The organism is Halobacillus sp. B29, from assembly GCF_052246755.1.
Taxonomy (GTDB): Bacteria; Bacillota; Bacilli; order Bacillales; family Halobacillaceae; genus Halobacillus; species Halobacillus halophilus.
On the sequence record NZ_JBQQCM010000002.1, the window covers coordinates 25,541 to 39,399 of the forward strand.

At 40.8% G+C, this 13,859-nt stretch carries 12 protein-coding genes and 1 other annotated feature (1 of these 13 cut by a window edge); of the genes, 8 read left to right on the forward strand and 4 right to left on the reverse strand.

The window, feature by feature from the left end:
* The first annotated feature begins 207 nt into the window (after window positions 1–207).
* The 8 genes from murC (at window position 208) to motS (ending at window position 7,259) form a co-directional block, all read left to right on the forward strand.
* The gene (murC, locus tag ACTWP7_RS02375; protein ID WP_443121886.1) at window positions 208–1,500 is read left to right on the forward strand and encodes a UDP-N-acetylmuramate--L-alanine ligase; all 1,293 of its coding nucleotides are present in this window, start codon (window positions 208–210) and stop codon (window positions 1,498–1,500) included.
* 209 nt (window positions 1,501–1,709) lie between these two features.
* Window positions 1,710–2,126 carry a DUF948 domain-containing protein gene (locus ACTWP7_RS02380; RefSeq protein WP_014644047.1) on the forward strand — a complete coding sequence of 139 codons (417 nt, stop codon included), beginning with the start codon at window positions 1,710–1,712 and terminating at the stop codon, window positions 2,124–2,126.
* A 14-nt stretch (window positions 2,127–2,140) separates the two neighbouring features.
* Window positions 2,141–2,572, forward strand: coding sequence for a YtxH domain-containing protein (locus tag ACTWP7_RS02385; RefSeq protein ID WP_443121887.1), 432 nt, complete (start codon window positions 2,141–2,143; stop codon window positions 2,570–2,572).
* 62 nt (window positions 2,573–2,634) lie between these two features.
* On the forward strand, window positions 2,635–2,958 hold the full coding sequence (gene ytxJ / locus ACTWP7_RS02390) for a bacillithiol system redox-active protein YtxJ (RefSeq protein ID WP_443121888.1): 324 nt from the start codon (window positions 2,635–2,637) through the stop codon (window positions 2,956–2,958).
* A gap of 262 nt (window positions 2,959–3,220) precedes the next feature.
* Window positions 3,221–4,279 (forward strand): bifunctional 3-deoxy-7-phosphoheptulonate synthase/chorismate mutase, encoded by a 1,059-nt coding sequence (locus ACTWP7_RS02395; protein WP_443121889.1) that lies wholly within the window; start codon window positions 3,221–3,223, stop codon window positions 4,277–4,279.
* Window positions 4,280–4,600: 321 nt separating this feature from the next.
* Window positions 4,601–5,602, forward strand: a complete 1,002-nt coding sequence (gene ccpA, locus ACTWP7_RS02400) for a catabolite control protein A (RefSeq protein ID WP_224893030.1) — start codon at window positions 4,601–4,603, stop codon at window positions 5,600–5,602.
* Window positions 5,603–5,653: 51 nt separating this feature from the next.
* Window positions 5,654–6,478: a flagellar motor protein MotP gene (motP, locus tag ACTWP7_RS02405; protein ID WP_443121890.1), complete on the forward strand. Its 825-nt coding sequence runs from the start codon at window positions 5,654–5,656 to the stop codon at window positions 6,476–6,478.
* The gene (motS, locus tag ACTWP7_RS02410; protein WP_443121891.1) at window positions 6,468–7,259 is read left to right on the forward strand and encodes a flagellar motor protein MotS; all 792 of its coding nucleotides are present in this window, start codon (window positions 6,468–6,470) and stop codon (window positions 7,257–7,259) included. The genes motP and motS overlap by 11 nt, the downstream gene beginning before the upstream one ends.
* 39 nt (window positions 7,260–7,298) lie before the next feature.
* Here motS and ACTWP7_RS02415 read toward each other — a convergent pair whose 3' ends face one another.
* From ACTWP7_RS02415 to ACTWP7_RS02430, 4 genes are all read right to left on the reverse strand, one after another.
* Entirely contained in the window at window positions 7,299–8,471 is a 1,173-nt protein-coding gene (locus ACTWP7_RS02415) for an acetoin utilization protein AcuC (RefSeq protein WP_443122133.1), read from the reverse strand.
* Window positions 8,468–9,115 (reverse strand): acetoin utilization AcuB family protein, encoded by a 648-nt coding sequence (locus tag ACTWP7_RS02420; RefSeq protein WP_443121892.1) that lies wholly within the window; start codon window positions 9,113–9,115, stop codon window positions 8,468–8,470. Before ACTWP7_RS02420 ends, ACTWP7_RS02415 begins: the two co-directional genes overlap by 4 nt.
* A 5-nt stretch (window positions 9,116–9,120) precedes the next feature.
* Window positions 9,121–9,768, reverse strand: a complete 648-nt coding sequence (locus ACTWP7_RS02425; RefSeq protein ID WP_443121893.1) for a GNAT family N-acetyltransferase — start codon at window positions 9,766–9,768, stop codon at window positions 9,121–9,123.
* 251 nt (window positions 9,769–10,019) lie between these two features.
* Window positions 10,020–13,601 (reverse strand): transglycosylase domain-containing protein, encoded by a 3,582-nt coding sequence (locus ACTWP7_RS02430; protein ID WP_443121894.1) that lies wholly within the window; start codon window positions 13,599–13,601, stop codon window positions 10,020–10,022.
* A 124-nt stretch (window positions 13,602–13,725) separates the two neighbouring features.
* Window positions 13,726–13,859 (forward strand) — a binding site (T-box leader) (it continues 73 nt past the right edge of the window).

Genomic DNA, 13,859 nt, shown 5'->3' on the forward strand with positions numbered 1-13,859 from the left:
GCACATAAGTATGTGTCTTTTTTTTACACATGGAGAAACCACGGGAGAAGAGCCTCTTTTTCTAATCCTGTTTCCATGATAAGATAAGTAAGGTTATTAGAGACTTGCAGGTCAGGGTTTAAGATAACGAATGATTAAATCGCACTTTAGTGGCTGTTACATACACTATACTTAAAGTGATCCACATTATTTTGGAGGTTCTTGTTTATGACAACTTACCATTTCGTTGGTATCAAAGGGACAGGAATGAGTTCGCTTGCACAAATTCTGCACGATTCTGGAGAAAAAATTCAAGGATCAGACGTAGAAAAGCACTTTTTTACTCAAGAGGTTCTGGAAGAAAAAAATATTGAAATACTGCCTTTCTCAAGTAAGAATATACATGCGGGACTTACGATTATTGCGGGAAATGCTTTTAACGAAGAGCATGAAGAAATAAGAGAAGCTAAGAAACTCGGGTTACCTTTTTACTGGTATCATGAATTTTTAGGTGAGTGGCTTCAGCAGTACACTAGTATTGCCGTAACAGGTGCTCATGGAAAAACATCAACGACTGGTCTGCTCGCGCATGTTTTATCCGAAAACTACCCTACGTCTTATTTAATAGGAGACGGTACAGGCAGAGGTCATGAAAACAGTCAGTACTTTGCATTTGAAGCGTGTGAGTATCGCAGGCATTTTCTATCTTACCACCCAGATTATGCGATCATGACGAACATTGATTTTGATCATCCGGACTATTTTAAGAGTGTGGATGATGTTTTTGAAGCCTTTCAACAAATGGCAAAGCAAGTGAAGAAAGGTATTATCGCCTGTGGAGATGATGATCACCTTCAGCATATTCAGGCAAATGTTCCGGTTCTCTACTATGGTTTTGCAGATACGAATGATTTCCAGGCTCAGAACATCACAGAGAGCAGTGAAGGAACCACATTTGATGTGTTTGTCAGGAACAATTTTTATGACACATTTACGATTCCTCAATTCGGTAATCACACCGTTTTAAACGCATTGAGTGTAATTGCTATTTGTCACTATGAGGAAATGCCGGCAGATGAAATAAAAAAAATGTCCACTTTTAAAGGAGTCAAGCGCCGTTTCACTGAAAAAGAATGGGGCAATCAAATATTGGTGGACGACTATGCCCATCACCCGATTGAGATTACAGCTACGATTGATACGGCCAGAAAGAAATATGGTGAACGTCCTGTAGTCGCTATCTTCCAGCCGCATACGTTTACTAGAACCAAAACTTTCTTGCATGAATTTGCTGAAAGTCTAAAGCTTGCAGATTATATATATCTGTGTGATATTTTTGGTTCAGCAAGAGAGGATCAAGGAAAGTTGACGATAGAAAATTTACAAGAGTTAATTCCTGATTCCCATGTATTGACGCTTGAGGACACTGCCCAGTTGCAGAATTTTGATGATGGTGTCCTATTATTTATGGGCGCTGGAGATATTCAAAAGTTTCAAAATGCCTATGAAAATATTAAGTAGTAAAAAGACGTGCGGCTTCTCTAAATAGAACTGCACGTTCCTTTTTACTCATTTTCCTGAAATTATAAATAAAATATTCTTTTAAAGAGGGAACTTCCACTTATTTATCGAATATAACTATTTAATGCGGATATCACGTTTTAATTTCTCTGAACTTGGGGAATAATTAAGAACGTGACAATTACATAGTCGAAGGAGTTGCAGGGGGCATGATAATCATTCTCTACATTGCTGCATTAATTGCAGCAGTGGCTTTTGCTGTTCTAGTCATTTTTCTGGCAAGAACACTAACAGCTGTACGTCGAACCATGAATAACGTTGCGGATACACTTGAAGGTGTAGAGAAGCAAATGGAGGGAATTACCCTTGAGACGACAGCCCTCTTGAACAAGACCAATAAATTAGCTGAAGATGTCGGGGAAAAATCTGAAAAACTAAATACATTAGTTGACGGAGTGAAAGGCATCGGAGATACTGTTCAAGAGTTTAATCAATCCATAAGATCCATTTCAATGGGATTGACCCAGTCCGCCCAGGACCATACAGAGAGTGCTGCTCAAGCTATGAAATGGGGACAAGTGGCAATCAATTTATGGAAAAAAGCTAAAAAAGAAGAAAAATACTAAGGAGGAGATTTTTAATGAGTTACAATCAGAAAAATCATAATGACAATGGGGCAGGAAGAGATTTTGTACTAGGTTCACTAATTGGAGGTATTGTAGGCGCAGTAGTTGCTTTGCTATTTGCTCCAAAATCAGGACGTGAATTGCGTGACAACATTAACGAAAGCTCTACAGGCATAAGAGAGAGAGCCGGAGAATGGAAAGATGTAGCTTATGAAAAGGGCGGAGCATGGAAGGATCGTGCTGTAGAAACTTCTTCTCAATTCTCTAAAAATGTTTCTGAGAAATCACAGGATTTAAGTGGAAAAGTGAAGGATAAAGTAAAAAATATTCGCAGTAATGAAGACGATGAAGCGGAAAAAGCAGCTCAAGAAGTAGCGGAAGCTATTGAAGAAGCAGCTCAAGAGCTTGAAAAGCAGCAAGATTCTACAACGTCTTCAAATGTATAATACAATATAAATGGTGGAGGCCTTTGTGTCTCCGCCATTTTTAGCTGAGAGGGGAATAATTCATGAGTATACAATTGCTAAAGACGAAAGAAGAATTTACAAAAGTACTGAATAATGAACCCATATTCTTTCTTTTAAAGCATAGTTTAACTTGTCCAATTTCAGCAACAGCTGAGAGTGAATATGAACAGTTTAGTAAGCACTCGGAAGTTCCTTGTTATGAGCTTTTTGTACAGGATGCGAGAGAACTTTCTAACCAGGTTGCGAGTGACTATGATGTAAGGCATCAGTCTCCACAAGCTATTTTATTTAAAGACCAGCAGGTGGCATGGCATGACAGTCATGGTGCCGTTACGAAACAGCGTTTAAAAAAAGCAGTAGAATAGTAATAAACGCGCAGGGAAATCCTGCGCGTTTTGTTATTAGTGAATGACTTGAAATACAAGTTTCTAGGGGAACATATATCCAGTAGTTATAGATTTGCAATTTCATAACAAGATATCAAATGGATTTTTTCTTTTATTTCTTACAAAAGAATTCCTTCTCTAAGGGTGACAATAAATGAAATATTAGCTATAATTGTCCCTAATTATCAATAGGATGAATTATCTTAATTTTACTACTAATTATTTCTAGGGGGACGCACACATGAGTAACCAACAACTCGACCAATTACGCAGTCAATTAGATGAGGTAAATTTAGAGCTTCTGAATTTAATCAATAAACGCGGTGATTTAGTAAAGGAAATTGGCCAGATTAAAGAGCAGCAAGGAACCAATCGGTTTGATCCTGTACGGGAAAGAACGATGCTTGATCATATTTCAAGTCATAATGATGGGCCTTTCGAGGACTCCACAGTTGTTCATTTATTTAAAGAGATTTTCAAAGCCGGACTAGAACTGCAAGAGGATGACCATAGAAAAGCTCTTCTAGTATCCAGAAAGAAGCAGCCTGAAGATACAATCGTGGAAATCAACGGCGAAAAAGTAGGCGATGGAAATACACACTTCATTATGGGCCCTTGTGCGGTAGAAAGTTACGAACAGGTTTCCACCGTAGCACAAGCCGTTAAGGGTGAAGGATTAAAGCTGCTGCGAGGAGGTGCATTTAAACCGAGAACCTCCCCTTATGATTTCCAGGGGCTGGGGATTGAAGGATTGAAAATGCTGAAGCAGGCAGGTGATGAAAATGGCTTAGCTGTGGTAAGTGAAATTGTAAATCCAGCCGATCTTGAAGAAGCACTGGATTACCTTGATGTTATTCAAATCGGAGCCCGCAATATGCAGAACTTTGAACTCCTGAAAGCAGCTGGTTCAGTAAATAAACCTGTCTTATTAAAACGCGGAATGTCGGCCACTATCTCTGAATTCATTAATGCGGCTGAGTACATTATCTCCCGCGGAAACAAAAATATCATCTTGTGCGAGCGTGGTATCCGCACCTATGAAAAAGCCACAAGAAACACTTTGGATATCTCATCTGTACCAATTTTGAAACAAGAAACCCACTTACCAGTGATGGTAGATGTAACTCACTCCACTGGCCGACGTGATCTCCTGCTTCCAGCAGCTAAAGCGGCTATGGCGATTGGTGCTGACGGAGTAATGGCTGAAGTACACCCTGATCCAGCGGTTGCCCTTTCTGATTCAGCCCAGCAAATGGATATTCCAACGTTCCAATCATTTATGAGAGAGTTAACAAAATAATACTTTGGGATAAGCTAGACTGCTATTCAGTCTAGCTTATTTTTTTGAATATGCTCACTTAGTCACAGAGGGACAGAGATGCCGGCTCATCGGATTTTGATTGATATTCAGACCCTACATGTGCCTGTATGTGTAAAGAGCCTTAGAACGGATTAATTTAACTGTGCAAGAATCTGTTTTGTTCTGAATAATGAATCCGTTATAATAAAATGGGTAATCTTATATAAGAAGAAAGAGGCAGACATTGCGCGAGGACGCTATCTATCGTATGATTATTTTATTATAAATTTGCAGCAAGGGATTAACTAAGGAGGATGCATGATGAATGTAACAATATATGATGTAGCAAGAGAGGCAAACGTATCGATGGCTACCGTCTCACGAGTAGTGAATGGGAACCCGAACGTAAAGCCTGCGACAAGAAAAAAAGTACACGATGCCATTGAGCGGTTAGGGTATCGTCCAAATGCAGTGGCAAGAGGTTTAGCAAGTAAGAAGACCACGACGGTCGGTGTGATCATCCCCGACATATCAAGTATATTCTTTGCTGAGCTTGCCCGTGGCATCGAAGATATTGCCACTATGTACAATTACAACATTATCTTAAGTAATTCTGACCAGAATAAGGATAAAGAGCTGCACCTGATTAATGCTATGCTAGGTAAGCAGGTAGATGGATTAGTATTTATGGGTGGAAAAATCACAGAAGATCATATTCAGGAGTTTAAAACTTCTTCTGTACCTATTGCCTTGGCAGCGACAGTAGATGAGTCAGGGGAGACTCCTGCTGTAAACATCAATTATCAGCAAGCGGCTTATGAAGCCACAGAGTTATTACTATCCCACGGAAATAAGGAGGTAGCTTTCGTATCGGGACCTGAAGATACTATTATCAATGTGCAGAAACTAGAAGGTTATAAAAATGCTATGAGGGCTAATGGTTATGACTCCCCTGAAGATTATATTGTATCCGGGGACTATTCATACGATTCAGGTATTGAAGCATTAGAGCAGCTGCTTGAATTTGATAAGAAGCCTACGGCTGTCTTTGTCTCTTCCGATGAAATGGCCCTGGGAGTCATTCATGGGGCACAGGACCGAGGCATTCGAGTGCCGGAGGATCTAGAAGTATTTGGATTCGATAATACACGCCTCGCAACGATGGTACGTCCAACATTATCAACTGTAGTGCAGCCGATGTACGATATAGGAGCAGTAGCAATGCGCCTGCTAACTAAATTTATGAATAAAGAAGAAGTTGAAGAGCAGAATGTGATACTACCTCACCGAATTATTGAAAGAAACTCAACTCAGCAGAAATAGTACCGATATAGTAGATAGACTGTATTTGTACGAAACTGAGGAGAGAGCATTATGACTAAAAAAGACTTGTTGACTCCCATTGGCATTACGATTGGGTTCATCATGGTTATTTTCGGTATTGCATCTAACGCCGGGTTTGGAGGTATGACTTCATTTATACAGGCTTCCTCCATCGTTATTGTGCTAGGTGGTCTAGTAGCTGCTTTATTAGTTAATTTCAACGTAAGTGAAGTCAAATTAACCTTTCGCGTAACGAAAGAAGCTTTTAAACAGACGGACATGAATTTAAGGCAGCTGATCAATTTATTTGTTGGATTATCAGAACGAGCCCGGCGTGAGGGTTTACTTGCTCTTGAAGCACAGCTTGATGAGGTTGAAGATCCTTTCATAAAAAAAGGGATTCTACTGGCTGTTGATGGGATAGAACCTGTAGTAATTAACGATATTATGAATGCTGAAATTGTTGCAGTAGAAGAGCGTCATAAGCGTGGAAGAGCGATCATAGAGAAAGCAGGGGAGTACGCTCCCGCATGGGGTATGATTGGAACGTTGATAGGTCTTGTACTGATGCTTCAAAGTCTTTCAACTCCGGAAACGCTTGGACCAAAAATGGCGGTAGCACTATTAACTACGTTTTACGGTACACTCTTAGCCAACCTTGTTTTTATACCGATGGCGGGTAAACTTGAGAACAAAACGGAACAGGAAATATTTATGAAGCAAGTAATTATTGAAGGGGTCATAGGCGTCCAGTCTGGTCAGAATCCTAAGATTCTTGAAGAAAAACTAAGTGCATTTCTATCTGAAGAGGATAAAGCCATCGTTGAAGAAGACGAAAAGGATGAATCTTTAGGAGAAGCGGCCAATGAAGCTTAGGAGAAGAAAGAAACCTGGTAATAAAGGGACTCCAAAATGGATGACCACTTATGCAGATATGATTACCTTGATTCTCGTTTTTTTTATTCTGTTGTTTTCAATGTCTCAGATTAATTTAGTTAAGTTTGATGCACTATCAGAATCTTTTCGTAATCGCATGATCTTCGATTTCTATCCTTCTCCTGTCGAAAGTCAGTTTCCAACCGAACAGACAAAGGTTCAGGATAATGGGGAAAAGAATAATGAATTTCAAGAACCTACGGAAGTTCCGGATCACATAGCTGAAAAAGATGAAGCAAAGAAGGAAGAAAAAAATAAAGATTTAGAAGAACTAAAAAAAGAAGTGGATGAATATTTGGAAGAAAATGAACTTAACGACATTATTTCGGCCAGCCAAACTAAACGTGGCATTGTACTCGTTTTGGAAGAGCAGCTTATTTTCGAAACAAGTGAGGCTCAAATTTTAGAAGGTGCCAAACCTTTTTTGAAAAAAGTGGGTACACTTCTTAAGAACATTCCTAATTTCGTAAAGGTGGAGGGGCATACGGATAATCGGCAGATATCTACATATCGTTACCCTTCAAACTGGGAATTGTCAGGAGCACGTTCGAGTAGTGTCATTCGATATTTGTTAAAAAACACGGATGAATTGGACGCCGGCCGATTTACAGCTGTGGCTTATGGTGATACGCGGCCTGTAGCTCCAAATGATTCAAAAGAAAATTGGCGTAAGAACCGAAGAGTTGAAATTGTCATATTAGATCCTGATTATGAAAGTTAATCATGTGGAAAGCCACTACTGCTAAGTAGTGGCTTTTTATCACAGTGAATTATATTTTTTTTGATTGGTAATCAACTGCAAGGATTTCTCCAGAAGCTTTTCGTTTTTTTCAGTGATTTCTTTTCTTCGAGGAATAGGATTATAGGCGTCCTCGGGGTCATGCCAGTTTTCCGGCAAAGGCACTGGAGACTCTTTTTCCCATTTTTTAAGCCAGTCTTTTGGCAGGGGACCTTGGAAATGAGTGCCTTCTGACATAACCTTCCAAATCTGCGCCCAAGCTCTAGGAACTACACGCCAGATATCATATCCGCCTCCTCCTAATGCGATCCATTTTCCACCGCAATACTGATGAGCTAATTCATGTGCGAGGGCAGGAATTCTCTCATAGATTTTCATAGTTGAGCATAAGTGAGTGAGCGGGTCCAAGAAATGTGCGTCCGCTCCGTTTTGTGTAACTATCACATCAGGTTTAAAATAATGTACAATTTCTTTCATAGCGGTTTCATAGACCTGGAGGAAAGATTCATCTTCTGTGAATGCGTCTATAGGTAAATTGAAAGAATAGCCATATCCTTCTTTAAGTCCTCTTTCATTAACATTCCCGGTTCCAGGAAATAAGTAGCGTCCCGTTTCATGTATAGAGAAAGTACATACATTGGGGTCATCATAAAAGGCCCATTGCACACCATCGCCATGATGGGCGTCCGTATCAACGTATAGAACTTTACAATCGTATTTTTTGCGCAGATATTTTATTCCAACTGCCCCGTCATTATAAATACAAAAACCAGATGCTTTTCTTTCAAATCCGTGGTGAAGCCCCCCACCTAAATTCAAAGCGTGCTTAACCCGGTTTTCCATAACGGCTTCTATAGCAGATAATGTACTTCCTACTAGTAAAGAAGATGCTTCGTGCATTCCTTTAAACATAGGTGTGTCCTCTGTTCCAATTCCGAATTCCATGCCGTCTTCTTCAGACAACAGTCCTTCTCCGGCCTGTTTGACAGCTTGAATATAAGTTCGACTGTGAGCAAGTGAAAGTTCTTCTTCTGTAGCGTGTCTTGGTGTAATAAAGTGATCCTGTCTTAAAGCTGAAGAAGCTTCCAATAACTCTTTCGTAAGTATAACTCTCATTTGGTTGAAGGGGTGATCGTCCCTAAACCGGTAAGTCGTAAAATCATCGGTGAATACAAAACCAGTATGGCAGCTCATAGAGTCAACCCTGGGCTCTTTGGCCATAAGACTTCGTAACCTTCTGTCTTAAGGTCTTCAATCGTAGGTAACGGGTTCATGGTCTGAATACGTACCACAATTACTTTATATTTAGGGTCGGGTTTGTAAGGGTAAATTAAGACAGAACTGATATTTACCTTTCTTTGGCCAAACACTTGCATAACCTGAGGCAGTATTCCAGGTTTATTGATCACTTTAACTTCAATCTGAGAGCTTTGCACATGGGTGCCTGTTAATTGAATAAGCGTATAGAGCATATCTTTTTCCGTGATAATCCCTACTAATATATCGTCTCTTGTTACAGGTACACAAGCGATTTCCTGTTCATAAAAAATCGAGGCCACCTCTTCTACGAAATCTAATGGGTGCACTGTCGTTACTGGATAAGTCATAATAGTTCGAATAGGATTTTTAAGTTCATCTGTAGACGCGTGCTCGTCAAATGTAGATGGACTGGCATCCCTGACATCCCGATCAGACACGATGCCGATGACTTCATTATTCTCATCCACTATAGGTAAATGCCGGATATGGTTTTCGTGCAGTAATTTGAGAGCGGTTTCAATTGTTTCCTCAGGAGAGAGTGTAATGACCTCGGTTTTCATGATTTCTTCCACTAGCATAACGGTTACCTCCTTGATTGACGATATTGATGTCGAGTAAGAAAACGAAGAATATCAAATTGTTCCACTGATTCTTTAGGAACATTTTTCCCAATGCGTACCATCAAACAGTTGGCAGGGTGGGAAATGATCTCTGGATCATCAGTGGGGGAAGGAGTGAGTCCACCCGAAGCCATCATTTTTTCCATAACACGTCGATAATCCCAAATATTTAATCCTGTACCTTTCAGATCCCAGTGCCAATAATATTCAGTTGAGATTGTAATGTAGTTCTCCATAAATTCATCCATCATAGAGATTTTTAAGAGACGGGACCCTATTCGATAGCCTCGGAATTGAGGGATAACCTCAATGGCACCAAGTTCAATTAAATCCTCCATCTGCCCTTCTGACCAGCGTTCTAATGGATCAGGGTGGAGGAAAGTTACATATCCAACTATGTTTTCATTATGGCGTGCAATGATAATTCTTCCTTCTTCAAAATCAGCTATGCTTTTGACGGCTTCAAATTGTTTTTCATAGGGGCGAAAGGCAATTAAGCCTTTATCAAATGTGAATTGACTTAACTCTTGAGAAGATAGAGGACCTTCAATTACAACAGGTCCGTACTCAGAATCGAACGTTTCATTATAATAGGTTTTTTCATGCTTCATTCAGTCACCACCTGACGGAGAATAGTAGAAAAATATGGCTATTTTTTATTATACATGATATCTGTAAATTTTAAATTGTTAGAAAAGAAAATTCATTGAATAGTAAAAAGTAGAGGTGTCTAGGCAATAAAGAGAGGGAAATGATTGCATATGGGCTTCGCATAATATTTTTACAAATTTAAACCACCGGACTTTAAAGACCGGTGGTTCAAAAACAAATTTTAGAAATATGAATTTAAGTCCTTTCCATCCTAAGGACTAGTGGTATTTTCTTCACTACTTTCAGTCTCAGAGCTCTCCGATTCTTCATCTGAACTTTGGTTTGAGGAAGAATCAGAGCTTTCCTCAGAATTATTGTCTGTACTGTTCTCGCCGTCTGAACTGGATGATTCACTATCAGTTGAGTCATCTTCAGTACCGGAAGCCTGACTTTCGGTAGAATCACCTTCGTCTTCTTCTGATCCAGATCTATCGCCTGATCCAGAACTATCGCCTGAACCAGAGCTATCGTCTGAACCAGAGCTATCGTCTGAACCAGAGCTATCGTCTGATCCAGAGCTGTCGCCTGATCCAGAGCTGTCGCCTGATCCAGAGCTGTCGCCTGAACCAGAGCTGTCGCCTGATCCAGAGCTGTCGCCTGAACCAGAGCTATCGTCTGATCCAGAACTATCGCCTGAACCAGAGCTGTCGCCTGAACCAGAGCTATCGTCTGATCCAGAACTATCGTCTGAACCAGAGCTGTCGCTTGAGCCAGAATTATTGTCTGACCCCACATCATTTCCTGATTCATCACTAGATTCGCCGCTGGAACCGGAGTTATTGTCGGCAGCAGAGCCATCATCTGAACTAGAATCGTCTTCTGATCCAGAGCTATCATTGGAACCAGAATCATTGTCAGAACTTGACTCCTCATTCTCTCCAGAACTGGAACTGTCTTCTGAGCGTTGCTCCGTTTCACTTTCTTGACCTTCTGAATCAGAACTGTTTTCTGATTCGCTCTCAGACCCGCTGCTGGACTCAGAATCATTATTTGAACTAGAGTCCGTAACAGGTTCTGGATCTCCTGGATTACCTATAGTTGTTGTATCGGAAAGAGAAGAATCCATACCGAAGTAATCGACTGCTCTTACCGCAAATACTCCTTCGCCTAAACCACTGTAGGAGGTCCTTGTTGTGCTTCCCACTTTAGAGAAAGAACCTCCAGCAGAGGAAGCGCGATAGATACGGTATCCTACTACATCGTCACTCGATGATGATGCCCAGTCAACCGTCGATCCGCTCGATGTTACAGAGCGGGGGGCAGAAGGAGACTGCCCGTCGTTGTTTATGTTGGAACTGGATGCTTCTGATGCACTGGAAGAAGGAAGAGAAACTTGATTCCAGTTATCGGAATTAGGAATTAATTCATCTAAAACATCTTCACTTGTATATCCATTTTTTTCTAGAAACTCTGGACTTAAGACCACTCCGTCTTCACCAGTAACAAATTCTGATGGTGTATCCGGTCCCGCTACAACTAGTTCACCGTCAACTTCCACAAAATTCCCGCTTACTAGACTATCATCCTCTTCATCAGGTGCGTTTTCCTCAATATAGAGATCATCTCTGTCGAGTCCGACGGATTCACATAGATCTGAAGGTAACAGCCCGGAAGTAGCACAATACTCTTGTTCCACGATACCTTCTGGTTTCTCAAAATCGTTTTCAGGTACCATTAATTCGGGGCGGATTTCGGATAAGGCATTTACTACGTTTGCCCAGGCTCCCTGGGTTCTGCTGCTGTAGCCCGGGTCCAGTTGTGCCACCTCGTTATACCCCGTCCACATGCTTACGGTTACGTTAGGATTGGTTGCTACGAACCACGAGTCTTTATAGCTTTGAGAGGTTCCTGTTTTTCCAGCCCAGTCAACACCAGGATTCGTTAGTTTCCCTCTGATACTGGAAGCAGTGCCGTAGTCAAGCACATCGCGCATCATGTCAATCGTCAAATATGAGCTTTGAGGACTGAAAACTTCCGTTTCTTCCGTATCGTGTTCAAATACGGTTTCACCGTCTTTGGTTTCAATTTTTTCTATCATGTAGGCGTCGACGAATTTCCCCTTGTTTCCAAATGTCCCATAAGCATTTGTGTTTTCTTCGACTGTGATTGCTTTTGCACCTAAGGCCATGGCCCTATTAGTGTAATCTCCCTTATTCAGGTTGCTGATTCCCATTTTCTCCAGATAATTCTTGGCTGGATTTTGGTCTACTATTTTTTCATATTGTTTAACCGCTGGGATATTAAACGAATTTGCTAAAGCATAACGAGCTGAAACCAGACCATGATGGGTTCCGGAATAGTTATTTACTTCTGTATCTTCAGTTGTATATTTGTAAGGTACATCGGCTATAACTGTGGCTGGGTGCCCTTCTCCCATATCAATACTTGGTCCATAGACCAGCAATGGCTTCATCGTACTTCCGATACTTCTGGCTGCATAAGGATTTGTAGCATGGTTAACCTGGGACTCTTCAAAATCCCGACCGCCAATAAACCCATAAATTTTACCTGTGGCATTTTCCATGACTACGCTGCCGACTTCAACAGGGAGAGTCACTTCATACTTTTCACCTTCGGCATTTTCTTTAGTAATTGTTTTGTCACGTCCAAATCTAGCACCGTATTCATTTTTCACTTCCTGCATAGTGTCATATACTTTTTTATCTATGGTGGTTTTGATTTGGTAACCACCGGAAGTTAGTCGGCGTTCTGCGAGTTCTCTATATTCTTTCGCAAGCTCTTCATCTTCTTCAAGGTCTTTTTCACTATGTCCATTTTCTTCTGCCAGCTGGACTTCTAAAATATCTTGAGCTCTTCTCTTAATCTCGTTGGTTAAGAAAGGATACGTGATATTAGCGGATGTTGTAGAGTTTGCTAGATTGTCTTTAGTAATTTGAAAGTCTTTAGCTTCTTCATATTCCTGCTTTGTAATATACTCTGCTTCATACATACGCTCAAGCACCTCATGCATACGATCCATGCCTGGCTCCAGTCCTTCTTCACTTTTTATGGAACCATCGTTATTAAAAGGGGTATAAGCGTATGGGGCCTGTGGCAAACCGGCTATAAAAGCAGCCTGCGCAATGGACAGCTCTTCAGCTTCTACTCCGAATATTCCCTGGGCGGCAGTGGCCACGCCGGCAATGTTTTGGCCGTTGGCGTTACGTCCGAAAGGCACAATGTTCAGGTAAGCTTCCAATATTTCTTCTTTCTCGAAAAAACGTTCAATACGAAGAGCAAGCAGCATTTCTTTAGCTTTTCTCTCAAAGGAGACTTCATTTGTGAGGATTTGGTTTTTAACGAGTTGCTGGGTTAATGTACTTCCGCCGGTCTTCACCGCTGAGTTTGAAACTTCCTGTACGACCGCACGCATAATCGCTTTAGGCACCACGCCACTGTGTTCTTTAAAGTATTCATCCTCTGTGGCAATGACGGCATTCGTAACATTATCGCTTACCTCATCCAGCTTTACTTCTTCACGATAAAGATCTGATCGGACCTTGCCTAACATTTCGTCTCCAGCAAAGAACATTTCTGAGGTTTCTGAATAGTTGTAAATGCTTTCCTGCATTTGTTCTTTACTCCGAACCTCTTCATCCTTAACGAGAGATGCAAAGTAACCGGCTCCGACTCCTCCTGCAAAGAAGAGTCCTAAGACGCCGATAATAATAAAGAATAAAATGACATTCCAAACCACGTCGGCTGTGATACGTGATTTTTTTTGAATGCTTCCTTTTTTCCATAATGATTTAAAATCCATTTTATTTCGACCGCTATTTTTATTATTAGACATGATGAGACCTCCTAAAAAATCCATTCCATATTATAACACAACGGAATGAAAGAGGACATAAATGGAGAGGATATTCTTATTGCTTTTCCTTTATGAGTGTGATAAAAATATTACATAGTTAAATATGCGTGCGTTGAACGATTGAAGTAAAAAACAAATCACTGGTACAGAGACCTGACGGCTGGTGGAAGTCAGGCCACATTTGTTTTTGAATTACGGTCCGGAGCATTCTTCTGGTATGAATCAGAAGACGGTTAT

Coding starts and splice junctions, on each gene's coding strand:
- murC (WP_443121886.1), top strand. CDS start 208: ATGACAACTTACCATTTCGTTGGTATCAAAGGGACAGGAATGAGTTCG.
- ACTWP7_RS02380 (WP_014644047.1), top strand. CDS start 1,710: ATGATAATCATTCTCTACATTGCTGCATTAATTGCAGCAGTGGCTTTT.
- ACTWP7_RS02385 (WP_443121887.1), top strand. CDS start 2,141: ATGAGTTACAATCAGAAAAATCATAATGACAATGGGGCAGGAAGAGAT.
- ytxJ (WP_443121888.1), top strand. CDS start 2,635: ATGAGTATACAATTGCTAAAGACGAAAGAAGAATTTACAAAAGTACTG.
- ACTWP7_RS02395 (WP_443121889.1), top strand. CDS start 3,221: ATGAGTAACCAACAACTCGACCAATTACGCAGTCAATTAGATGAGGTA.
- ccpA (WP_224893030.1), top strand. CDS start 4,601: ATGAATGTAACAATATATGATGTAGCAAGAGAGGCAAACGTATCGATG.
- motP (WP_443121890.1), top strand. CDS start 5,654: ATGACTAAAAAAGACTTGTTGACTCCCATTGGCATTACGATTGGGTTC.
- motS (WP_443121891.1), top strand. CDS start 6,468: ATGAAGCTTAGGAGAAGAAAGAAACCTGGTAATAAAGGGACTCCAAAA.
- ACTWP7_RS02415 (WP_443122133.1), bottom strand. CDS start 8,471: ATGAGCTGCCATACTGGTTTTGTATTCACCGATGATTTTACGACTTAC.
- ACTWP7_RS02420 (WP_443121892.1), bottom strand. CDS start 9,115: ATGCTAGTGGAAGAAATCATGAAAACCGAGGTCATTACACTCTCTCCT.
- ACTWP7_RS02425 (WP_443121893.1), bottom strand. CDS start 9,768: ATGAAGCATGAAAAAACCTATTATAATGAAACGTTCGATTCTGAGTAC.
- ACTWP7_RS02430 (WP_443121894.1), bottom strand. CDS start 13,601: ATGTCTAATAATAAAAATAGCGGTCGAAATAAAATGGATTTTAAATCA.